At 74.6% G+C, this 22,213-nt stretch carries 19 protein-coding genes; 8 read left to right on the top strand and 11 right to left on the bottom strand.

Going from position 1 to position 22,213, the window contains the following annotated elements:
- Positions 1-128 precede the first annotated feature (128 nt).
- The gene (locus ACZ7H1_RS29915; protein WP_470790916.1) at positions 129-536 is read right to left on the bottom strand and encodes a CoA-binding protein; all 408 of its coding nucleotides are present in this window, start codon (positions 534-536) and stop codon (positions 129-131) included.
- 99 nt (positions 537-635) lie between these two features.
- On the opposite strand from ACZ7H1_RS29915, the gene ACZ7H1_RS29920 reads away from it, so the two are divergent.
- On the top strand, positions 636-1,265 hold the full coding sequence (locus tag ACZ7H1_RS29920) for a YigZ family protein (protein ID WP_470790917.1): 630 nt from the start codon (positions 636-638) through the stop codon (positions 1,263-1,265).
- Between the two features lie 67 nt (positions 1,266-1,332).
- Here ACZ7H1_RS29920 and ACZ7H1_RS29925 read toward each other — a convergent pair whose 3' ends face one another.
- Both ACZ7H1_RS29925 and ACZ7H1_RS29930 read right to left on the bottom strand, forming a co-directional pair.
- The gene (locus ACZ7H1_RS29925) at positions 1,333-2,613 is read right to left on the bottom strand and encodes a vanadium-dependent haloperoxidase (protein ID WP_470790918.1); all 1,281 of its coding nucleotides are present in this window, start codon (positions 2,611-2,613) and stop codon (positions 1,333-1,335) included.
- 85 nt (positions 2,614-2,698) lie between these two features.
- Complete coding sequence (locus tag ACZ7H1_RS29930) at positions 2,699-3,754, bottom strand: enoyl-CoA hydratase/isomerase family protein (protein WP_470790919.1); 1,056 nt, start codon at positions 3,752-3,754, stop codon at positions 2,699-2,701.
- Positions 3,755-3,838: 84 nt separating this feature from the next.
- On the opposite strand from ACZ7H1_RS29930, the gene ACZ7H1_RS29935 reads away from it, so the two are divergent.
- The gene (locus tag ACZ7H1_RS29935) at positions 3,839-5,005 is read left to right on the top strand and encodes an exonuclease SbcCD subunit D (RefSeq protein ID WP_470790920.1); all 1,167 of its coding nucleotides are present in this window, start codon (positions 3,839-3,841) and stop codon (positions 5,003-5,005) included.
- Entirely contained in the window at positions 5,002-8,022 is a 3,021-nt protein-coding gene (locus tag ACZ7H1_RS29940; protein ID WP_470790921.1) for an AAA family ATPase, read from the top strand. Before ACZ7H1_RS29935 ends, ACZ7H1_RS29940 begins: the two co-directional genes overlap by 4 nt.
- Before the next feature lie 25 nt (positions 8,023-8,047).
- On the opposite strand, the gene ACZ7H1_RS29945 is transcribed toward ACZ7H1_RS29940, so the two are convergent.
- Entirely contained in the window at positions 8,048-8,494 is a 447-nt protein-coding gene (locus tag ACZ7H1_RS29945; protein WP_470790922.1) for an Lrp/AsnC family transcriptional regulator, read from the bottom strand.
- Between the two features lie 94 nt (positions 8,495-8,588).
- Between ACZ7H1_RS29945 and ACZ7H1_RS29950 the strand changes: the two genes are divergently transcribed.
- Positions 8,589-9,107 carry a rhodanese-like domain-containing protein gene (locus tag ACZ7H1_RS29950; RefSeq protein WP_470790923.1) on the top strand — a complete coding sequence of 173 codons (519 nt, stop codon included), beginning with the start codon at positions 8,589-8,591 and terminating at the stop codon, positions 9,105-9,107.
- A 92-nt stretch (positions 9,108-9,199) separates the two neighbouring features.
- Here ACZ7H1_RS29950 and ACZ7H1_RS29955 read toward each other — a convergent pair whose 3' ends face one another.
- The 4 genes from ACZ7H1_RS29955 to ACZ7H1_RS29970 form a co-directional block, all read right to left on the bottom strand.
- Positions 9,200-10,891 (bottom strand): DUF885 domain-containing protein, encoded by a 1,692-nt coding sequence (locus tag ACZ7H1_RS29955; protein ID WP_470790924.1) that lies wholly within the window; start codon positions 10,889-10,891, stop codon positions 9,200-9,202.
- A gap of 48 nt (positions 10,892-10,939) precedes the next feature.
- Complete coding sequence (locus ACZ7H1_RS29960; protein ID WP_470790925.1) at positions 10,940-12,409, bottom strand: GNAT family N-acetyltransferase; 1,470 nt, start codon at positions 12,407-12,409, stop codon at positions 10,940-10,942.
- A gap of 111 nt (positions 12,410-12,520) precedes the next feature.
- A complete protein-coding gene (locus ACZ7H1_RS29965; RefSeq protein ID WP_470790926.1) occupies positions 12,521-14,140 on the bottom strand; it encodes an alkaline phosphatase D family protein in 1,620 nt (539 codons plus the stop codon).
- Positions 14,141-14,229: 89 nt separating this feature from the next.
- Positions 14,230-15,117 carry an alpha/beta fold hydrolase gene (locus ACZ7H1_RS29970; protein ID WP_470790927.1) on the bottom strand — a complete coding sequence of 296 codons (888 nt, stop codon included), beginning with the start codon at positions 15,115-15,117 and terminating at the stop codon, positions 14,230-14,232.
- A 125-nt stretch (positions 15,118-15,242) separates the two neighbouring features.
- Between ACZ7H1_RS29970 and ACZ7H1_RS29975 the strand changes: the two genes are divergently transcribed.
- Both ACZ7H1_RS29975 and ACZ7H1_RS29980 read left to right on the top strand, forming a co-directional pair.
- Entirely contained in the window at positions 15,243-16,133 is an 891-nt protein-coding gene (locus ACZ7H1_RS29975) for an RNA polymerase sigma-70 factor (RefSeq protein ID WP_470790928.1), read from the top strand.
- Positions 16,134-16,393: 260 nt separating this feature from the next.
- Positions 16,394-17,164 carry a GntR family transcriptional regulator gene (locus ACZ7H1_RS29980; protein WP_470790929.1) on the top strand — a complete coding sequence of 257 codons (771 nt, stop codon included), beginning with the start codon at positions 16,394-16,396 and terminating at the stop codon, positions 17,162-17,164.
- A 109-nt stretch (positions 17,165-17,273) separates the two neighbouring features.
- Here ACZ7H1_RS29980 and ACZ7H1_RS29985 read toward each other — a convergent pair whose 3' ends face one another.
- The 3 genes from ACZ7H1_RS29985 to ACZ7H1_RS29995 form a co-directional block, all read right to left on the bottom strand.
- A complete protein-coding gene (locus tag ACZ7H1_RS29985) occupies positions 17,274-18,428 on the bottom strand; it encodes an ROK family transcriptional regulator (protein ID WP_470790930.1) in 1,155 nt (384 codons plus the stop codon).
- An 85-nt stretch (positions 18,429-18,513) separates the two neighbouring features.
- On the bottom strand, positions 18,514-19,164 hold the full coding sequence (locus ACZ7H1_RS29990) for a response regulator transcription factor (protein ID WP_470790931.1): 651 nt from the start codon (positions 19,162-19,164) through the stop codon (positions 18,514-18,516).
- A gap of 4 nt (positions 19,165-19,168) precedes the next feature.
- Positions 19,169-20,353, bottom strand: a complete 1,185-nt coding sequence (locus ACZ7H1_RS29995) for a sensor histidine kinase (RefSeq protein ID WP_470790932.1) — start codon at positions 20,351-20,353, stop codon at positions 19,169-19,171.
- 108 nt (positions 20,354-20,461) lie between these two features.
- Here ACZ7H1_RS29995 and ACZ7H1_RS30000 point away from each other — a divergent pair, with 108 nt between their 5' ends.
- Positions 20,462-21,403 carry an ABC transporter ATP-binding protein gene (locus tag ACZ7H1_RS30000; RefSeq protein WP_470790933.1) on the top strand — a complete coding sequence of 314 codons (942 nt, stop codon included), beginning with the start codon at positions 20,462-20,464 and terminating at the stop codon, positions 21,401-21,403.
- 9 nt (positions 21,404-21,412) lie between these two features.
- Complete coding sequence (locus ACZ7H1_RS30005) at positions 21,413-22,195, top strand: ABC transporter permease (RefSeq protein ID WP_470790962.1); 783 nt, start codon at positions 21,413-21,415, stop codon at positions 22,193-22,195.
- Positions 22,196-22,213: the final 18 nt, after the last annotated feature.

The raw sequence follows: 22,213 nt of genomic DNA on the forward strand, positions 1-22,213 counted from the left end.
CCCTGCACGATCCGGTCAACGTACCGGCGCAGTCGCCCGCGGGGGGAGCGCTTTGCAGTCAACTCTCCAGAATGTCAGGGGAGTTGTCGTCATCCGTCCATGCGGCCGTCACACGCCGGCCGCACCCCCTAACCCAGCGCCGGGATCTCGATGGCCGGGCAGCGGTCCATGACCATGTGCAGGCCGGCCGCCCGGGTGCGCCGGAAGGCGTCCTCGTCGACGACGCCCAGCTGGAACCAGACGGCCTCGGCGCCGGCGGCCGCCGCCTCGTCGGCCACCGGACCGGCCAGCCGGCTGTTCACGAACACGTCGACCACGTCGATCTTGAACGGGACCTCCGCCAGCGTGGCGTACCCCTTCTCGCCGTGGACGGTCTCCGCCTTCGGGTGCACGGGGACGATCCGCTTGCCGAAGCGCTGGAGCACCCGCGCCACGCCGTACGCGGCCCGGTCCTCGTTGGCGGACAGCCCGACCACGGCCCAGGTGTCGCCCAGCTCCGTGAGGATCTTGCGGATGGTTGCCGGATCGCCGTACACGTGCCGCCTCCAGGGTCGGTCCCTGCGCCCGGCCGGGTGCCGGCGCACACGAGGATCAACGGCGCGGGTGCCCGTGGTGATTCCCCGTAGGGTGGACGGGTGAAGGCAGACCAGTACGTGACGGTGGCCCGCGAGGGCGTGCACGAGTCCGAGATCAACCGCTCCCGCTTCATCTGCTCGCTCGCCCCGGCGGCGACCGAGCAGGAGGCCCAGGACTTCGTCGCCCGCATCCGCAAGGAGCACCCGACCGCCACGCACAACTGCTTCGCGTACGTCGTCGGCGCCGACGCCTCGGTCCAGAAGGCCAGCGACGACGGCGAGCCCGGCGGCACCGCCGGGGTCCCGATGCTCCAGATGCTGATGCGCCGCGAGGTCCGCTACGCGGTCGCCGTGGTCACCCGCTACTACGGCGGCGTCAAGCTGGGCGCCGGAGGACTGATCCGGGCGTACGGCGGAGTGGTCGGCGAGGCCCTCGACGCCCTCGGCACCGTCACCCGCCACCGCTACCGGCTGGCCGTCGTCACGGTCGACCACCAGCGGGCCGGGAAGATGCAGAACGACCTGCGCTCGACCGGCCGCGCGGTCCTGGACGTGCGGTACGGCGAGGCCGTCTCGATCGAGATCGGCCTCCCCGAGAGCGACGTCGAGGCCTTCCGGGCCTGGCTGGCCGACACCACGGCGGGCACCGCCGGGTTCGAACTGGGCGGCGAGGCGTACGGCGACGCCTGAGCCGCCGCCGGCCTCCGCACGCCCCCGCTCCGCACGCCCGACGCCCCGCCCCTGACGCCCGCGGCGGCTACCGGGCGCGCAGCAGCCGGTCCGCCGAGGCCAGCGCGTGCCGGCCGACGGCCTTGCCGAGCGCCACGCCCGCCTCCTCCGCGGACCGGGTGTGGATGCCGGACAGGATCCGGGCTTCCACGTTGTCCCGGGTCAGCCCGGACCAGGCGGTGTACGTCCGGCGCACGCCCGGCGCGGTCGGGCTGGTCACCGAGAAGGGGGCCGTCCGCGGCCCCGCCAGTGCCTCCAGGACGGCCTCGGCGGCGCCGGCGTACGTGTTGTGCCCGCTCGGGTAGTCCGGGTGCGCCGGGGTCGGGTGCAGCGGGGTCCAGCCGGGGTCGGTGCCGATGGCGCCGGTCCGGATCGCCGTCACCGGCCGCCAGCGCAGGTAGGCGTACTTGCCGTCGGACGTGGCGATCTGGGTGTCCACCAGAGCGGCGTGGAAGAGCGCCACCAGCGCGGCCCGTTCGGCGGTGCGCCCCGGAGAGCGCTCCAGGGCCACCCGCAGCGGCTCGGTGTAGAGCGTCAGCGAAGACCCGAACCAGAACTGGGCGGTCTCGGTCTGCCGCGGCGTGCGGACCGCGCTGTCGGCGGCCCCGTACGCGCGCACCTCGGCGAGGTCGGCGCGGTAGCGGCGGGAGTCGAGGGCCGGCGGCGGCCCCGGCCGGAACTGGTCCGGGCGGGAGAGCAGGAACGGCTTCGCGAGGCGGTTGCCGTACTGCACGGCCGGCGCGTACGCGTCGGGAGTGGGCTGCCACACACCCGGCGCCGCCGGCGGGACCGCGAAGGGCGCGTTCACGGACTGCGGGTCCAGCCCGTCGCCGGCGCGGTCGGCGAGCACGGCGCGGGCCTGGCGTGCCCCGGCCGCGACCCCGGAGGCCTCGGCCCGGCCGTCCGGCACCCCGGCCAGCGTGCTCGCCAGCGCCGCGTCGAGGTCGGCGGTCCGGGAGGGCGCCAGGGCCACCAGCGCGTGGTGCACGGCGGACGCGACCGCGGCGTCCTGGAAGGCCCGGCGACCCGGGCCGGCCGGCGCCTCGCGGGCGGCGCGCGCGGCGGCGATCCAGCCGATCGCCCAGGTGCGGCTGTTCGTGATCTGGGTGGGCGCCCCCGCGGCGGCCACGGTCCGCGCGGTCGTGTCGTACCAGTCCAGTACGACCGACCCGGCCGGCGCACCCGACGGGGATGCGCCGGCCGGTGCGGCGGGCAGTGCGGCGGGCAGTGCGGCGGCCGGGCCGGCGGCGGTCAGGGCCAGCAGCGCGGCGGAGGCGACGGACAGCAGGGCGGATCGGGCAAGAGGCATGCGGCGACGCTAGCCAGCCGGCCGAACGGCCGACAAGTGTGCCGGGGCGCCAGGGGAGTTCGGCCACGAGACCTTCGTGCCGGCGTCACGAACCCGAAACGGCCGGCCCCGCCGGGGCCGTGGGGAAGAGCGGGCCGGCCGGGGCGAAGTGGGACTCGACGGCCGCGTCGGACACTTCCGCCAGGGAGCCGGGCGACCAGCGCGGCGAGCGGTCCTTGTCGACGACCTGGGCGCGCACGCCCTCGGGCAGGTCGGGTCCGGCCAGCGCGGCCGTGGACACCCGCCACTCCTGGGCGAGCACCTCCTCGAGGGTCGCCAGGGCGCGGGCCCGGCGCAGCGAGGCGAGCGTGACCTTCACGGCGGTGGGCGAGTGGCCGAGGATCCGCTCCGCGGCCTCCTTGGCCGCCGTCCCGCCGGACGAGGACAGGCGCTCGACGATCTCCTCGACCGTGTCCGCGGCGTAGCAGTGGTCGATCCAGCCGCGGTGGGCGGCGAGCTGCGCTTCCGGAGCGGGCGCGGCGAACGCGCGTACCGTCCGCTCCGGGTCGCCGCCTTCCGCGAGCGCCGCCGTCAGCTCCGGCAGGCGGGCGGCGGCCACGTGGTGGTCGGCGAATCCGCACAGCAGGGCGTCCCCCGCCCCCATGGCGTCCGCGGTCAGCGCGAGGTGCGTGCCCAGCTCGCCGGGCGCCCGGCTCAGCAGGTACGTCCCGCCGACGTCGGGCACGAAGCCGATCCCCACCTCCGGCATGGCGACCCGCGAGCGCTCTGTGACGATGCGCACTCCGCCGTGCGCCGAGAGGCCGACCCCGCCGCCCATCACGATGCCGTCCATGAGCGCCACCCACGGCTTGCCGAAGCGGGCGATCCGCGCGTTGAGTCGGTACTCGTCGCGCCAGAAGGCCAGCGCCGCGGAGCCGTCGCCGAGGGCGGACTCGCGGATCGCGCGGATGTCCCCGCCTGCGCAGAGTCCCCGTTCGCCCGCCCCGTCCAGCACGACGGCGGTCACGGCGGGATCGCCTTCCCAGGCGTCGAGCGCCGCGTCGACGAGCCGCACCATCTCGTGGGTGAGTGCGTTGAGGGCTCTCGGGCGGTCGAGCGTGATGCGCCCCGTGGCGCCGGCCGTGCGGATGAGTACGGACATGCGGCCGAGCATACGAGCGGCCCCCGGGGTCTGGCAGGCTTAGGGGGTGGCACAGGGCGCAGGCGGAGGGTCGGAGCGGGTCGAGTGAAGTTTCTGCACACCTCCGACTGGCACCTCGGCCGGTCCTTCCACCGGGTCGGCCTGCTCGACGCCCAGGCCGCGTACATCGACCACCTCGTCGAGACCGTGCAGACCCACGACGTGGACGCGGTGCTCGTCGCCGGAGACGTGTACGACCGGGCCGTGCCCCCGCTCGCCGCGGTCGAGCTCTTCGACCGGGCCCTGCACCGCCTCGCCGCGCTCGGCGTGCCCACCGTGATGATCTCCGGCAACCACGACTCCGCGCGCCGCCTCGGCGTCGCCGCGGGCCTCATCGACCGCGCCGGGATCCACCTCAGGACCGATCCGGCCGGCTGCGCCGACCCCGTCGTCCTTGCCGACGCCCACGGAGCCGTGGCCCTGTACGGCCTCCCGTACCTCGAACCCGCCCTGGTCAAGGACGAGTTGGGGGCCGAGCGGGCCGGACACGAGGACGTGCTCGGCGCCGCCATGGACCGCATCCGCGCCGACCTGGCGGGCCGCGCGCCCGGCACCCGGTCCGTGGTCCTCGCGCACGCCTTCGTCACCGGCGGCCAGGGCAGCGACAGCGAGCGCGACATCACCGTGGGCGGGGTCGCCGCCGTCCCCGCGAGCGTCTTCGACGGGGTGGACTACGCCGCCCTCGGCCACCTGCACGGCTGCCAGGTCATCAGCGAGCGGGTCCGCTACTCCGGCTCCCCCCTCGCCTACTCCTTCTCCGAGGCCGACCACCGCAAGACGATGTGGCTCGTCGAACTCGGACCGGCCGGCGAGCTCACCGCCGAGCGGCTCGACACCCCCGTGCCGCGCCCGCTCGCCCGGATCCGCGGCCGCCTCGACGACCTGCTCGCCGACCCCCGGCTGGCCGTGCACGAGGACGCCTGGGTCGAGGCCACCCTCACCGACCCGGCGCGCCCCGCCGAGCCGATGGCCCGCCTCGCCGGGCGCTTCCCGCACGTGCTCAGCCTCGCCTTCGAACCCGAAGGCGCGGACGAGGGGCCGACCGCCTCCTACGCCGAGCGCCTCAAGGGCCGCAGCGACCAGGAGATCGCCGAGGACTTCGTCGCCCACGTCCGCGGCGGCAGTGCGCCCGACCCGGACGAGCGCACCGTGCTGCGCCAGGCCTTCGACGACGTACGCACCGACGACACGCTGCGGGAGACGGACCGATGAGGCTGCATCGGCTGACCGTCACGGCGTTCGGGCCCTTCGCCGGCACCCAGGAGATCGACTTCGACGCCCTCTCCGCCGCCGGGATCTTCCTCCTGCACGGGCCCACCGGCGCCGGCAAGACCTCGGTGCTCGACGCCGTCTGCTACGCCCTGTACGGCTCGGTGCCCGGCACCCGGCAGGGCCCGGGCACGACCCTGCGCAGCGACCACGCGGACGCCGGCACCGCCACCGAGGTCACCCTCGAACTGACCGTCGGCGGCCGCCGCCTCGAGCTGACCCGGCGCCCCGAGCAGCTCCGCGCCAAGAAGCGCGGCAGCGGGACCACCAAGGACAAGGCGCAGAGCCTGCTGCGCGAGCACACCGCAGCCGACGGCTGGAAGGCGCTCGGCAAGTCCCACCAGGAGGTCGGGGCGGAGGTCGAACAGCTCCTCGGCATGAGCCGCGAGCAGTTCTGCCAGGTCGTCCTCCTCCCGCAGGGCGACTTCGCGCGCTTCCTGCGTGCCGACGCCGAGGACCGCGGCAAGCTCCTCGGCCGCCTCTTCGACACCCGCCGCTTCGCCGCCGTCGAAAAGCTCCTCGCCGACCGGCGCCGGGCCGCCGAGGAGAAGGTCCGCGCGGGCGACGAGCGGGTGCTCGCCACCGCACAGCGCCTCGCCCAGGCGGCCGGGGACAGCCCCGGCCTGCGCGGCCGCCCGCTGCCCCCGCTCTCCCCGGGCGACCCCGGCCTCGCCGAGGAGGTACGGGCCTGGGCCGCCGTGGCCCGCTCGGACGCCCGCGAGCGCCTCGACATCGCCGCCTGCGCGCTCGCCGCCGCCGAGCAGCGGCACGACCGGGCCCGGCGGGCCCTCGAGGAGGCCCGCGAACTCGACCGGCTCCAGCACCGCCACGCCGAGACCCTGCGCCGCGCCGAGGCCCTCGCGGCCGAGGCGCCCGAACGCGACCGCGTCCAGCACCTGCTGGACCGGGCCCGCCGCGCCGACCGGGTCACCCCCGCCCTCGACCTGCGGCTGTCCGCCGCGGCCGCCCACCGGGCCGCCGTCGACGCCGACGCCCGCTGCCGCTCCCTGCTCCCCGCGCAGCTGGCCGAAGCCGGCGCCGAACAGCTCACCTCCCTGGAACAGCGGCTGAGCGAGGAGCTCGGCGCCCTCGGCGCGGCCGAGCGTGCCGAGCGGCGCAGCGCAGAGATCACCCGCGAGCGGTCCGCCCTCGACCGGGAGGCGCGCGCCGCCGAGGAACTGCTCCACGAGACCGCCGCCTGGCTGGCGGGCTGGGAGACCGCCCGCGGCCGCCTCCAGGACCGGGTCGAGCAGGCCCAGCAGGCCGCCACCCGCGCCGAACAGCTCGCCGGCCGGCTCGAGCCCGCACGGCTCCAGCTGGCCGCGGCCCACCGCCGCGACGCCCTCGCCGCGGAAGCCGCGGACGCAGATGCGGCGCTGCTGTCCGTACGGGAAGAGGCCGGCGCGGCGCGCGAACGCTGGCTGGAGCTCAAGGAGGCCCGGCTGCGCGGGATCGCCGCCGAGCTGGCAGCCGCCCTTGCCGCCGGGCAGCCCTGCGCGGTGTGCGGGTCCGCGGACCACCCGGACCCTGCCCGCCCCGCCCCCGGGCACGTCGACAAGGCCGCCGAGGACACCGCGCGCGCCCGCTACGAACAAGCAGACGAGCGGCGCGCCGAGACCGAGCGCCGCCTCGCCGCCGTACGCGAAGCCTGCACCGAGGCGTCCGCCGCCGCGGGCGAGGCCACCACGGCCGAACTGCTCGCTCTGACCGGGCAGCTGACCCGGGAGCACGGCGCCGCGCACGCCGCCGCCGCTTCCCTGCACCCCGCCCGGGAGGCCCTCGCCCGCGCCGAACGCGAACACCACGCCCGGCTCGAGAGCCGCCGCGAGGCCGAACAGCGCTCCGCCGCCCGGCACTCGCACCGCGAGGCCCTGGAGAAGGAGCAGCGCGCGCTGGAGGAGGAACTCGCCCTGGTCCGGGCGGACTCGGCCAGCGTCGCCGACCGCGCCCGCACCCTGGGGACCCGGATCCGCCTGGTCGCCGAGGCGGGCGCCGCGGCCCGGCAGGCGGACTCCGCCGCCCAGCGGCTCAAGGGGGCCGACGACCGGCTCGCCGACGCGGCGTTCAAGGCCGGTTTCGACACCACCGACGCCGCGGCCGCCGCCGTGCTGTCCGACCGGGAACGCAGCTTGCACCAGCGGCGGACCGACGTCTGGCAGGCGGAGGAGGCCGCCCTCGCCGAGCGCCGCCGGGAGACCGAGACGGCGGCGGCCGCAGCCCTTCCGCCCGCCCGGCCCGGGGACGCCGAAGCCGCGGCGGCCCGCGCCGCCGCCCGGCTGCGCACCGCAGGCTCCGCCGCCGACGCGGCCCGGGTGCGCTGCGCGGAGCTCGACCGGCTCTCCCGGCAGGCCGACACGGAGCTGCGCTCCCTGGGCCCGCTGCGGGAGAAGTACGACCGGGTGGCCCGGCTCGCCGCCCTCACCGCGGGCACCTCCGCCGACAACGAACGCCGCATGCGGCTGGAGGCGTACGTGCTCGCCGCCCGGCTGGAGCAGGTCGCCGCGGCGGCCACCGTCCGGCTGCTGCGCATGTCCGGCGGCCGCTACACCCTCGTCCACTCCGACGAACGCGCCGGCGGCCGGGGACGTTCCGGGCTCGGGCTGCACGTCCTCGACGCCTGGACGGGCCGGGCCCGCGACACCGCGACCCTCTCCGGCGGCGAGACGTTCTTCGCCTCGCTCGCCCTCGCCCTCGGGCTGGCCGACGTGGTCACCGACGAGGCGGGTGGCATGCGGCTCGACACCCTCTTCATCGACGAGGGCTTCGGCAGCCTGGACGACCAGGCCCTCGACGAGGTCCTGGACGTCCTGGACTCGCTGCGCGAGCGCGACCGCAGCGTCGGCATCGTCAGCCACGTCGCGGACCTGCGCACCCGGGTCCAGGCCCAGCTGGAGATCGTGAAGCAGCGCGGGGGATCGGTGGTGCGCCAGCGTGGTGGCCCGGCCGCGGTCACGGGCTGAGCCGCGGCCCGGCCCGGGCCCCGGCTCACGGGCTGAGGGGCCGCCTCGGCAGGGGCGAGGAGTACACGATGCTCGTGGTGACCGAGCCCAGCCCGGCGATCCGGCCGGTGATCTCCTCCAGGTGCGCCATCGAGCGGGCGGCGACCTTCAGCACGAAGCAGTCGTCGCCGGTGACGTGGTGCGCCTCCAGGATCTCGGTCGTGACGTCGAGGAAGTCGTGGAAGGGCTTGTAGTTGCCGTGCGGGTAGCGCAGCCGCACGAGCGCCAGGATGGTCTTGCCGAGCTTCTCGGGGTCGACCACGGCCGTGTACCCGGTGATCACACCGGCTTCCTCCAGCCGCCGGACCCGCTCGGTGACGGCGCTCGCGGACATGGAGACGGCGCGTGCGAGCTCGGCGAAGCCGGCCCGGCCGTTCTCCTGGAGGACCTCGAGGATGCGCCAGTCCGTGGCGTCGGGGGTATACGTGGTCATCTGGCAGGAATAGCAGGGGAATCCCCGGTTCAACAAGTGATACGCCGGGGAATCCTGCTTCCTCGTCGTGATCATGGCCCGTAGATTTCTGGCCATGACGACGACTCAGCCGCAGACGCAGTCCACCGCCACGACGACCAACCCCGTACTCCGGGTCCCCCCGGCCGCCCCGGCCGCGGCCGCCGCCTACTTCGCGGCGAGCCTGGCCTTCCACGCGGACGTCTCGGATGTCGCCGGAGCCTTCAAGGCCCACCGCGAGCAGGGCGCCGAGCTCGGCTTCGTCCTGGTGGACTCCCGCTCGACCCCCTCCTGGGACCAGGCCCACGTGCCCGGCGCGGTCCACCTGCCCACGGCGCTCATCCCCGAACAGGCGGAGCGGCTCCTCGACAAGGACGTCCCCGTGGTGACGTACTGCTGGGGCCCCGGCTGCAACGGCGGCACCCGCGCCGCCCTGGCCCTCGCCGAACTGGGCTACCAGGTCAAGGAGATGCTCGGCGGCATCGAGTACTGGATCCGCGAGGGCTTCGAGGTCGAGACCTGGCAGGGCTCGCAGCAGCGCGCCGAGGCCGACCCGCTGACCGCGCCCACCGACTCCGACGACTGCGGCTGCTGACACCGGCCGGACGGCGTACGGGCCGCCCGCTCCCCCCGGGGAAGCAGGCGGCCCGTACGCACGTCACCGGCAGCGGGTCAGTCGCTCGCGGATCAGAGCTTCGAGAGCTCGTCCACCAGGTCGTCCAGGCCCAGCGAGCCCTGCGACAGCGCGGCCATGTGCCAGGCCTTCGCATCGAAGGACTCGCCGTGCGCCGCACGGGCGTTGTCGCGGCCCAGCAGCCAGGCGCGCTCGCCGAGCTTGTAGCCGATCGCCTGGCCCGGCATGGACAGGTAGCGCGTCAGCTCGCTCTCCACGAAGTCCGCGGGACGGCCGCTGTGCAGACCGAAGAACTCCTGCGCCAGCTCCGGCGTCCAGTGCTCGCCCGGGTGGAACGGCGAGTCCGCCGGGATCTCCAGGCCCAGGTGCATGCCGATGTCGACGATGACCCGGCAGGCGCGCATCATCTGGCAGTCCAGGTAGCCGAGCCGCTGCTCGGCGTCCTTCAGGAAGCCCAGCTCGTCCATCAGGCGCTCCGCGTACAGCGCCCAGCCCTCGGCGTTCGCGCTGACGATGCCCACCGTGGCCTGGTAGCGGGACAGCTGGTCGGCCACGTGCGTCCACTGCGCGAGCTGGAGGTGGTGGCCCGGCACGCCCTCGTGGTACCAGGTCGAGACCAGGTCGTAGACCGGGAAGCGGGTCTGGCCCATGGTCGGCAGCCAGGTGCGGCCCGGACGGGAGAAGTCCTCCGAGGGGGAGGTGTAGTACGGCGCCGCCGCACCGCCGGGCGGAGCGATCCGGGACTCCACCTTGCGGACCCGCTCGGCGAGTTCGAAGTGGGTGCCGTCGAGCGCCTCGATGGCCTCGTCCATCAGGCCCTGCAGCCACGCCTGGACCTCGTCGACGCCCTCGATGTGGGTGCCGTGCTCGTCGAGGTGGCGCAGCGCCTCCCAGGGGCCCGCTCCCGGCAGGATCCGGCCGGCCTCGGTCTTCATCTCGGCGAGCAGCCGGTGGTACTCGGACCAGCCGTACGCGTACGCCTCGTCCAGGTCCAGGTCGGTGCCGTTGAAGTAGCGCGACCAGCGGGCGTAGCGCTCGCGGCCCACGGTCTCCGGGCGGCCCTCGACGGCGGGGGCGTACACGTCGCGCATCCAGTCGCGCAGCACTTTGAGCGCGGCGGTCGCGCCCGCGGCCGCCGTGTCGAGCTCGGCGCGCAGGGCCTCGGGACCCGCGGCGGCGAACTCCTCGAAGAACGCCGGCTCCTCGTCCTCGCCCGCCCACGTGGCCAGCTGGCCGACGAAGGTGGCGGTCGGGCGCGGCGCGCCGTACAGCTCGCGCTTCAGGCCGAGTTCGAGGCAGGCGCGGTACCCCTCCAGCGCAGCGGGGACGGCCCGCAGCCGCTCGGTGAGGGCGGCCCAGTCCTCGTCGGTCTCGGCGGGCGTGAGGGTGAACACCTCGCGGACCGAGTGCGCGGGGGAGTGGATGTTGCTGACGGCCCGCAGGTCCTCGTCCGCCTCGTGCACGGCCAGTTCGGCGGTGAGCCGCTCGCGCAGCAGGCGGGCGCACCGGCGCTCGGCGTCGCTGTCCGCGCCGGGCAGCTGCTCGGCGGCGGTCAGCTTGTCCAGGGTGGTCCGGGCCAGCAGGGCCACGGCCTCGCGGCCCTCCGGGGAGAAGTCGGGGAGCTTCGAGGAGCTCTCCGCAACACCGAGGTACGTGCCGGTGATCGGGTCGAGAGCGATGAGGTCGTCGACGTACGCGTCCGCGACCTGGCGGGGCAGCTGGCTGCCGGAGTGGGTGTCTGACATGGGGACATCTTCGTACGAGGAGTGCCCCCACGTCACCACCGTCCGGGCTCAGCCGCCTGACGTGCGGCGCTGCCGTGTCTCGTATGCGTTCTCCGGGAGCACGGCGGGCCGGGCCGGGGGCAGTTCGCACGCGAGCCGGGAGCGGGCCGGCGCGGTGTCCAGGCGGGCGGTGATCACGAGCGTGCCCTCCTCGATCTGGTAGTCGAGGGGCAGTCCGAGACCGCGCATCGCGGCGACCATGCCGGTGTTGGAGGACTGCGTGACGGCGTAGACGCTGTCGCAGCCGGCCTCGACGGCGAGTGCCACCAGGCGGCGCAGCAGTTCGGACCCGATGCCGCGGCGCTGCCAGGCGTCCTCGATCAGCAGGGCGACCTCGGTCTCGTCGCCGTCCCACAGCAGGTGGCCGAGGGCGACCAGCTTGCCGGAGGCCGTCGTGGCCGCGAGGGTGCGGCCGAAGCGCGGGCTGAGCAGGTGCGAGAGGTAGCGGTCGGCGTCCGAGACCGGGCCGTGGTAGCGCAGGCCGAGGGTGCGGTCGGAGCAGCGGTCGTGCATGGCGCGGGCGGTGGTGAGGTCGGAGGTGTCCGCGCGGCGGACGGTGATCTCGTTGCCTTCGGGCAGGGTCAGCACGTCCTGGCTGCGCGGCACGCGGGGGCCGAGCCGGGCGTCCAGTTCGACGAGGGCGCGGGCGCGGGCGAACTCCGTGGGCGTGAAGGGCAGGTACGGGCGCTCGATGGTGATCGCGCCGCCGGACGGGTCGCGCAGCCGCATCACCGTGGCCTCCAGGACCCCTTCGACGGGGGCGTCGGCGCCGGTCGGCCGGCCGGAGAGGGTGGTGGCGGGCAGCGAGTGGATGGTGCAGCGGCCCAGCAGCTGGCGCAGGGCGAGCGGGAGTTCGGCGGCGTCCAGGGCGGTACGGGTGGCCAGACCGAGGATCCGGGTGGGGGCGTCGACGAGGTCGTGGGCGTCGGCCCGCTCGATCCAGGTGCTGTGCCCGCCGGCCTTGGCGACGGCGCGGGTCAGCTCGGCCGCGGGCCGCGCCTGCGGGGCGCGCAGCAGGAACTCGTCGACGGTGCCCTCGGCGAGCGGGTGCGTCTGGAGGGTCAGGATGTCGGCGCCCTGGGCCGCGAGGGCGGCGCACAGGGCGGCCAGGCTGCCCGGCTCGTCCCGTACGGTCGTACGCATCCGCCACAGGGCGGCGTCCGTGTGTCCCCCGGGGGCGGCGAGTGCCTGCGGACCGGCCGGTGCGGCCGGGTCCGTATCCGGTGTCGGGGGCGGCGGGGCATGGCTGTGGCGGCGCGCCCACCAGGTGTGGAACCCGGCCGTGACCAGCAGGGCCACGGCCGAGGCGACGAGCAGGACGGGGCCGTTCGGGCCGTGGGCGACGGTGTTGGCGATGGCGTCCGCGACCGCGACGGCCGTGAACAGGGCGGCGAGCTCGACGACATCACGCCGCCAGTGGTGGCGGCGGATGCGCGAGGCGGTGGAGGCGCCGGGGGCGGCAGGGGTACGGTCAGTCATGCACACCACTCTGGGGGAGTGGTGTTGCGTGATCACGAACGTACTGTGACCGACTGGTTAAGTGTCGATCTGGCCGGTTTCATCCCGTTTTCCGATGGGCCTGTCGTGTTTCTACTGGCCTACCCGCCCCGGCTGGAGCACCTTGGTGAAGAGGATCCGGCCGCCCTCGCTGCGCAGCCGCACGGTCAGCTCGCCGCTGTCCCCGTCGATCTCCACCTCGCCGTAGTACGGCGGCTGCTCCGCAGGGGACATGTTCGCGAGCGGGGCCGACTCGACGAACACCCGCTCGGGGCCGAAGGTGGCGTCGAGCCGGCCGGCCGGGAAGCCGCCCGCCCCGATCGGGCCGGAGACGAACTCCCAGAACGGCGCGAAGTCGGAGAAGGCAGCCCGCTCCGGCGCGTAGTGCTGGGCGGAGGTGTAGTGCACGTCCGCGGTCAGCCAGAGCGTGCCGGTGATCCGGCGGTGCTTGACGAACCGAAGCAGGTCGGCGATCTGGAGCTCGCGGCCGAGCGGGGCACCCGGATCGCCCTGGGCGACGGCCTCGAAGTCCGTGGCGCCGTCGGGCACGACGATGCCCAGCGGCATGTCGGCCGCGATCACCTTCCACACCGCGCGCGAGCGGCGCAGTTCCCGCTTGAGCCACGCCAGTTGCTCGGCGCCGAGGATGCCCACCGGGTCGTCGCTCTGGCGGCCGGGGGAGTTGGCGTTGCGGTGCGTGCGCATGTCGAGCACGAACACGTCGAGCAGGGGGCCGTGCCGCACCACCCGGTACATCCGGCCCTGGTCGCGCCCGCCGGGGAGGGCGGCCGGGACGGGGAAGTACTCGCCGAACGCCCGGCGCGCCCGCGCGGCCAGCACGTCCACCTCCTTGACGGTGTAGCGCGGGTCGTCGAGCAGCTGCCCGGGGTACCAGTTGTTGCGCACCTCGTGGTCGTCCCACTGGGCGATCACCGGGACCTGGGAGGCGAAGGAGCGCAGCGAGGCGTCGAGCAGGTTGTAGCGGAACGCCCCGCGGAACTCCGCGAGCGTCTCGGCCACCTTCGACTTCTCCTCGGTGGTGACGTTGTGCCAGACGCGTCCGTCCCGCAGGGTCACGGCGGGCTGGATCGGCCCGTCCGCGTAGACGGTGTCGCCGCTGAACAGGAAGAAGTCCGGGTCGAGGCGGCGCATCTCCTCGAACACCCGGAAGCCGCCGAGTTCGGGGTTGATGCCCCAGCCCTGCCCCGCGAGGTCGCCGGACCACAGGAAGCGCACGCCCGTGCGGCGCCGGTCGGGCGCGGTGCGGAACGTGCCGTACACCGGCGCGCCGGTGCGGCGCGGGTCCCCGGGGTCGGCGAGCAGGACGCGGTAGTGGACCTGGCGGCCGGCCGGAAGCCCCTGGAGCGCGGTGGTGCCGGTGAAGTCGGTCCCCGGGCCGAGCAGCGGCCCGTACCAGCGCCGCACGCCATGGCGGAACGATTCGCTGGGCGCCGCCTCGACCACCATCCGGGCGGGGCGGTCGGAGCGCACCCACACCAGCGCGGAGTGCGCGGTGACCGCGCCGGTCTGGGTGCCCCACAGGGCCTGCGGGCGCCCGCCGAGGGCGAGCGCCGGAGCCGCCGGACGCGCTCCCGGGCCCGCGGGCAGGGCGAGCGCCGGGGCGGCCGCGAGCGCGGCGGGCAGTGCGAGGGCGGCCGAGCCGGCCAGGGAACCGCGCAGGACGGAACGGCGGTCGGGGCTGCGGTGCGTCATCGGGGCGCCTCCAGAGACGGGTTGGCCCCAGTCTGCCGCCGCGCCCCCGGCGCTCCGCGTCGCCCGCGCGAACCTCAGGTGAACACCCGTCAGACGGCGTGCCGTGCCCCGGCCGTCCGCGGGCTCCCGGTGCGGGGGAGCGCCGCCGCCCGCGCGGTGTCCAGGATGACCCGGGAGACCAGGGCCGGGTCGTCGTTCATCGGTACGTGGCCGCAGCCCGGCAGGCGCACCAGCCGCGCGCCGGGCACCGTGTGCTTGGCCCGGACGCCCTGACGGCGCAGCAGCAGCCGGTCCCGGCTGCCCCAGGCGATGGTCACCGGAAGCCCCGGCACGTCCTCGGTGACCCGGACGGAGCCGCCCGCCGTGAGCGTCTGGACGAAACCGGTGGCCTCGCGCAGCGCGCGGGTCTCCGCGATCACCGCCTCGGGCGAGCGGCGGCCGGGCCGGGCGTAGATCGTTCCGGTGAGGGCCGCGCGCCCGGCGGCGCTGCGGGCGAGCAGCCCGAGTGCGGGCAGCGGGAGCGACCTGGCCCCGGCGCGCATCGTCAGCAGCGCGGCGAATGCGTAGCGGCGCTCGGCCTCTGTCCAGAACCCGGCGGGCGAGAGGGCGGTGACCGAGCGGACCAGCTTCGCCCGGCCCAGCTCCAGGGCGAGCAGCCCGCCGAGGGAGTTCCCCGCGACGTGCGGCCGGTCCAGGCCCAGCGCCTCGCAGAGCGCGCCGAGCGCGGGCACCACCGTCTCCAGGTCGTACGGCACGCCGGGCGGCAGCGGGTCGGACGCGCCGAAGCCGGGCAGGTCGACGGCCACCACGTCGTGGTCCGCGGCCAGGATGTCCGTCACCGGGTGCCAGGCCTGGAGGTGGTGGCCGATGCCGTGCAGCAGCAGGAGCGGTTCGCCGGAGCCGAGGCGCTCGTACGCGACCTTCGCGGTGCGGGGGCCGAGCGGGGAGTCGATCGGGAAGGAAACCGTGGCGGTCATGCTGCTGCTCCTCGGCGGGAGAAGAAGGGGGAGGGGCTCCGCCGGCGGCGGTTGCGCCCGCGTGATACGTACCGTCAACAATGATTACCGCTGGGTAGGTTGGCGACAAGAGGCAGGATGATCGGATGGATATCGACACGGCGACCGATTCGTTTGAAGGGCACCGTCCCCTGCTGACGGGCGTCGCCTACCGCATGCTCGGCAGCGTGGCCGACGCGGAGGACGTGGTCCAGGAGGCCTGGCTGCGGTGGTCCGGCGCCGACCGGGGGCAGGTGCGCGAGCCGCGCGCGTACCTGGTGCGCATCACCACCCGCCTCGCCATCGACCGGCTGCGCCGGCTCCAGTCGCGCCGCGAGTCGTACGTCGGCCCCTGGCTGCCCGAACCGCTGGCCACGGACTACGCGTCCGGTGCGGCGGCCGCGCCGGACGGGGCCGAACGGGCCCTCCTCGCAGAATCGGTCTCGCTGGCCGTGCTCGTGGTGCTCGAGTCCCTCTCCGCGCTGGAACGGGCCGTGTTCGTCCTGCGCGAGGCCTTCGGGTTCTCGTACGCCGAGATCGCGACGGCGCTCGACCGCGGCGAGCCGGCCGTACGGCAGCTCGCCGCCCGGGCCCGGCGGCACGTGGAGGAGCGCAAGCCGCGGTTCGACGTGGACCCGGCGCAGCGGCAGGCCCTGACCGAGGGCTTCCTCGCCGCGGCCGGCGGCGGCGACCTGGAGGGGCTGATGGCCCTCCTCGCCCCGGACGTGGTCCTCGTCGGGGACAGCGGCGGCAAGTCGAAGGCGCCGCTGCGCGTCATCGAGAGCGCCGACAAGGTCGGACGCTTCCTGCTGGGCGCCGCGGGCAGGCCCGTCCCGGACATGTCGCTGCGCATCGTGGAGCTGAACGGCGGCCCGGCCGTGCTCGTGCTCTCCGGCGGCAAGCCCGACACGGTCTTCCAGGTCGACATCGGCGAGGGCCGGATCCAGCGTGTCTACATCCTGCGAAATCCGGACAAGCTGGCGCTGATCGCCGTGTGATCCTCCCCTGTGCTCGTGTAACCGCGCCGTGCCCTGCGTCTCGTGTGACGCAGGGCACGGCGATTTCAACACGTTTGCACTCCGTAAGAACATCCTGTGAACGGCCTGATACGTATGCCCGGTCTGCCCGGCAAAGGGATGAGGATTGGTCTTGACCAAGGGGGTGCGCCGCCCTAAGGTCGCAGGGATAGTGCAGGAACCTTTAATAAACAAAGGCGCGAAACTGCCGCTGGAACACGGCGACTGCAGGAGGAGTCAGGGTGGGGACCACGCAGCTCGAATCGGTACCGGAGCCGAAGTACTGGCACCTCAAGACCGTGCTCAGCGAGGCGCTCGACCAGGACTTCGCCGTGGGCGAGGTCCTGCCCAACGAACGTGAGCTCGCCGCCCGCTTCGGCGTGGCGCGGGCGACGCTGCGCCAGGCCCTGGAGCAGCTGGAGCTGGAAGGCCGGCTCCAGCGCCGCCGCGGCGTCGGGACCACGGTCGCCCCGCCGCGCGTCGGCGTGGACGTCGGCAGCACCCGGCACGGCTGGCCCGGCGAGGCCGGCGACGGCTGGCAGCCCGTCGACGTCGCCGAGATCCTGCCGTCCGCAGCGGTCTCCCGGCTGCTCGGCGTCAGCTCGGCCGAGGCCGTCCACACGGTCCGCCGCACCCGCGTCACCCAGGGCCAGCCGGTCGCCGCGGAACTGCTCTACGTCCCCGCGGCCTCGGTACCCGGCCTCTCCGGGATAGACGCCCCCGCCGGACCGGCCCGCGCCCGCGCCGTGCTCCGCGAACTCCAGCGCCTGGAGCTGCTGGGCCAGGACCGCTCCGTCGAGCTCGGCTCCGCCCGCGCGGACGACGCCAAGGAACTGGACCGGCTGCCCGGAGCCCCCGTCCTGCTGGTGACGACCCGGTACTTCACGGCCGGGGGCACCGCCGCCGTCTCCATCGCCACCTACCGCGCCGACACCTGCCGCCTCACCTTCGGCGCCTCGGGCGACGTCGAGATCCACGCCAACGCCGAGCACGACGAGCGCCGCGCCTCCTAGAGGCGCCCGCAGGGCCCCGGACCGGCACCCTCCGGGGTGCCGCCGTGGGGCAGCGGACTCCCGGCGGCCCGGCCGCCCGCCCGGTACGGACCCCGACGGCCCGCCGCACTCAGCGGCGGGCCGTCACCGTCTTCTCCACGGCGAACAGCTCTTCCTCCACGTGGTCCAGCGCGAGCCGCAGCGCACCCGTGGCCACCGCGGCCTCGCCCAGCAGGGACAGGGCCACCCGCGGCGGACGCAGGCAGTAGCGCGCGAGCTCCTGCCGCAGCGGTTCCAGTACGCCGTCCAGTCCGGCGGCCCATCCGCCGACCACCACCAGCTCGGGGTCGATGGCGAGCACCAGGGCCGCCACGTCGTGCACCAGCCGCTGGATGAACCGCTCGACCGCGGCCACGGCCCGCTCGTCACCCCGCCGCGCCTCGGCGAACACCTTCGCGACGGCCTGCTCGTCGAGCGGGTGCAGCGGTTCACCGGTGGTGGACAGCAGCCGCTCCGGGGTCACCCCGCGGCCCAGCAGGTGCAGGGCCCCGATCTCGCCGGCCGCCCCGCCGAAGCCGCGGTGCAGCCGCCCGCCGATCAGCGAACCGGCCCCCGGGCTGAGCCCCGCCATCACGAACACCACGTCGTCGGTGTCCTGGGCGGCGCCCTTCCAGTGCTCGGCCACCGCGGCGGCGTTCGCATCGTTTTCCACGTGCACCGGGCACCGGAACGACCGGCGCAGCCGGTCGCCCAGCGGCAGCCCCGTCCACCCGGGCAGCGCCGTGCCCAGCCGGACCGTGCCGTCCGCCTCGACGATGCCCGGACTGCCGACGCCGACGGCGCGCAGCGAGTCACGGGGCACCCCGGCGCGCCGCAGCAGGTCGGCCACGGTCGCCCGCACCTTCTCCAGCCGCTCGTCGCTGGAGGCGGTTTCCGCGACCTCCTTGGTCCCGGCGCCGATGACCCGCCCGTCCAGCCCGGACAGCAGCGCGGCCACCCGGTGCGAGCCGATCTCTATGCCGAGCAGATGCCCCGCCTCGGTCCGGAACCGGAAACGGCGCGCGGGCCGCCCCTGCCTGCGGGCGCCCTCCTCGGCGACGGCCTCGACCACCAGCCCGGAGGCCATGAGCCCTTCGACCACACCCTCGACGGTGGGCCGCGACAGCCCCGTCACCCGGGTCAGGTCCGTGAGTGTCGGTGAACCCGCCGCGCGCAGTGCGCGCAGTACCACGGCGGAATTGATCCGCCGGAGCAGAGAGGGATCCCCGCCGGTCAGCTGCCCCAACGTGTGTCCTCCCAGCTCGTGCACCTGTCAGCCGGATCGTACTGCGCCGCCGCGGCGGCGGCGAGGAGCAGGGGTGCTGCCGTGCTCAGGCCGGTGCCACGAAGCCCGACTCGTACGCCGCGATCACGGCCTGCGTGCGGTCGCGCGCCCCCAGTTTCGCCAGCACCGCGCTGACATGGCTCTTCACGGTTTCCGTGCCCACGAACATCTGCTCCGCGATCTCGGCGTTCGACAGGCCCCGCGCCATCAGCCTGAGCACCGCCTCCTCCCGCTCGGTCATGCCGGCCCGCTCCAGGGCCGCGCGGGCGGCCTTGTTCCCGTACTCGGACGCCAGCGCCCGCACCGCCGCGGGGAAGAGCAGCGACTCGCCCTCGGCGACCAGCCGCACGGCATGCACGATCTCCGACGGCCGGGCCCGCTTCAGCAGGAAGCCGTCCGCCCCCGCCCGCAGCGCCTGGTACACGTACTCGTCGTTCTCGAACGTCGTGACGACGAGGATCTTCGGCGGCGCGTCCACCGACCGCAGCACCGCCCGCGTGGCCTCGATGCCGTCCAGCAGCGGCATCCGCACGTCCATCGCGACCACGTCCGGCCGCAGCTGCCGCACCAGCGGAACCACCGCCGCCCCGTCGGCGGCCTCGCCCACCACCTCGATGTCGGGCTGTGCTTCGAGTACCGCGCGCAGTCCGGCGCGCACGAGGGGTTCGTCGTCGACGAGCAGAACGGTAACCGGCATCCGGTCAGGGTATGCGCTCCAGCGGGAGCCGGGCATGCACCCGCCACTCGCCCGAGGCCGGCCCGGTGTGCGCCATCCCGCCCAGCAGCGCGGCCCGTTCGCGCATTCCCCGCAGCCCGCTGCCCGCACGGCCGCCGCTCCTGTCTCCTTCCTCCCCCTGTGGCAAGGGATTCGTGACCTCCAAGTCCAGCTGTCCGGAGGACACTTCCACCCGCACGCGGACCGGTACCGGTCCGCAGTGGCGCAGGACGTTGGTGAGCGCCTCCTGCAGGATCCGGTACCCCTCCCGGCTCACCGCACCGGGCAAGCGGTCCAGCGGGCCGGACAGTTGGGCCGCCACCTCCGACCCGGAACCGCGCGCGGACTCCAGCAGACGGTCCGCCTCCGCGAGCGTGGGCCCCTTCGACGGCGCCGGGTTCGATTCCCGCAGCACCTGCAGCACCCGCTCCAGATCCTCCAGGGCCGCCCGCCCGGTGTCCTCGATGGCGGCCAGGGCCCGCTCCGTGAACTCCGGATCGCCGGCCGCCCGCGCCGCACCCGCCTGGACCACGGCGACCGTGAGGGCGTGGCCGATCGAATCGTGCAGCTCCCGCGCGATCCGGGTGCGCTCCAGCAGCCGTTCCGTCCGGGCCTCCAGCGCGGTGAGCCGCTCGGCGGCCGAAGGCCCCAGCAGCTTCTGCGCCACGGCCGTGACGACCTCGCCGAGGAGTATCACCAGGCCGAGCAGCAGCACGAGCGGTACGGGCGCGAGGGCCCCGGCCGCCCACCTCGGCAGCCACTGGGGCACCACGGAGTCCGGCCCGCCGCCTCCGGCCGCGAAGAAGACGAGATCGACGGTGAGGACCGGCAGCCAGACCGTGGCTGCCGTCGTGACGCCCGCGAGGAGGAGCCGTATCTCCAGCCAGAGCACCGTGCGCCAGCGATCCGCCCACGTGCGCGCGGGGGCTTCGGATATGTCCGTGCCCTCCCCTGAGCCGTGCGGGGTGAGCAGGAGCCTTGCCTGCACCCCCTCGGCAACCCGCGCCCACGGCACCAGACCGAGAGGAGCCAGCAGGAAGAGGGGGTACAACTGCGACGGCCACGTCGTGAAGACGAACATCCACAAGGACATGAAGAACGTCGGAATGACCAGGTGCAGCCAGCGGGCATAGGTGACCGGCCGGGCCGGTGCACGCAGGAATCGGGACATGCCGTCATCGTGCCAGGCGCGTGATCGCGATCGTCTCCCCCGCACGGGGGAGACGATCCCCCCGTGCGGGGGAGGAGGCGAGGCGGGGGCGGCGGCCACGCTGGAGCCATGAACAGCATCGAGATCCGCGAACTCACCAAGGAGTACGGCACCACCCGGGCCGTGGACCGCCTCACGTTCAGCGTGCGGCCCGGCCGGGTTACCGGATTCCTCGGTCCCAACGGCGCAGGCAAGTCCACCACCATGCGACTCGTCCTCGGCCTCGACCGTCCCACTTCCGGCACCGCCACCATCGGCGGACGTGACTTCACCGGCTTCGGGCAGCCCCTGCGCGAGGTGGGTGCCCTGCTCGATCCGCAGGCGGCCCACGGCTCCCGGACCGGCCGGGACCACCTTCGCGCGCTGGCCGTCAGCAACGGCCTGCCGGCCCGCAGGGTCGACGAGGTGCTGGAGGAGACGGGCATAGCCGTGGTCGCCCGGCGCAGGGTCAGGACGTTCTCGCTCGGGATGCGCCAGCGGCTCGGCATTGCGGCGGCCCTCCTCGGAGACCCGGCGGTCCTCATGCTGGACGAGCCGACGAACGGCCTCGACCCCGAAGGCATCGTGTGGGTACGGCAGCTCATGCGCCGCCTCGCCGCCGAGGGCCGTACCGTCCTGGTCTCCAGTCACCTCATGGCGGAAACGGCGGAGACGGCGGACCACCTGGTGGTGCTCGGCCGCGGCCGACTGCTGGCGGACATGTCGATGAAGGAGTTCATCGACTCGCACAGCACCCCGCGTGTCCGGGTGCGCACCACCGACCCCGGCCGGCTGCGGACGGTGCTCGCCGGGAAGGGCCTGATCCTGACGGAGAGCGGCGACGGCCGGTGGACCGTCGACGGCATCCGGGCCGAGGAGATAGGTGCCCTCGCGGCCGGAGAGGGGATTCCCCTCCTCGAACTGACCGATGAACAGGCCTCCTTGGAGCAGGCCTACTTCGAGCTCACCGCCACGCACACCCCCTTCGCGTCCCATGTCCCGATCGCTCCGACCGTTTCGCAGGAGGTCTGACCCGTGACCATGCGTACCGCGCCCGCCCGGCCCGCCCGATCCGCAGGGCCCGCACGGTCCGCCGTGCCCGTGCTGCACTCCGAATGGATCAAGATACGTTCGCTCCGGGGCACGTTCGGCTCCCTGCTGGCCGTCTTCCTCACCACCGTCGGCATCGCCGTGCTCGCCAACGCCACTGCCGGGCAGGCCGAGGCCGAGGAGCCCGGCGCCGACCTCCTCTTCTTCGCGTTCTACGGAGTCAACTTCGGGCAGATAGCCGCCGTCGCCTTCGGCGCGAACGCCTTCGCGTCCGAGTTCCACAACGGCGCCCTGCGGACGAGCCTCAGCGCGGTGCCCGACCGCACCCGCCTCTACCTGTCCAAGACCGCTGTCATCGCAGGTGCGGCGCTGGTCGTCGGGCTGCTCACCGGATTCGCCTCGTTCGTCGGCGGACAGGCCCTCATGGGTGCCCACGCCCTGGGGCTCGGTCACCCGGGCGCGGTGCGGGCCGCCGTCGGATGCGGGATCTACCTCTCCCTGATCGCCCTGCTCGCCGCCGGGCTGACGGCGCTGCTGCGCAGCAGGACCGCCGTGCTCGCCCTCCTCATACCCTGCCTCCTCATCCTCCCCTTCGTGATCGGCGGGGTGGACGGGGGAGCGGCGCAGTTCCTCCCCGACCGGGCGGGACAAGTCGTGTTCCAGCAGGATCCGCAGGGGTCGCTCGGCCCGTGGGAGGGGCTGGGCGTGACGGCGCTGTGGGCGGTCGCGGCGCTCGTGGGCGGCTGGGCGGCGCTGCGACGCAGGGACGCCTGACGGCAGGCCAGTTGTCAG

It is taken from the genome of Streptomyces sp. NPDC037401 (assembly GCF_055602345.1).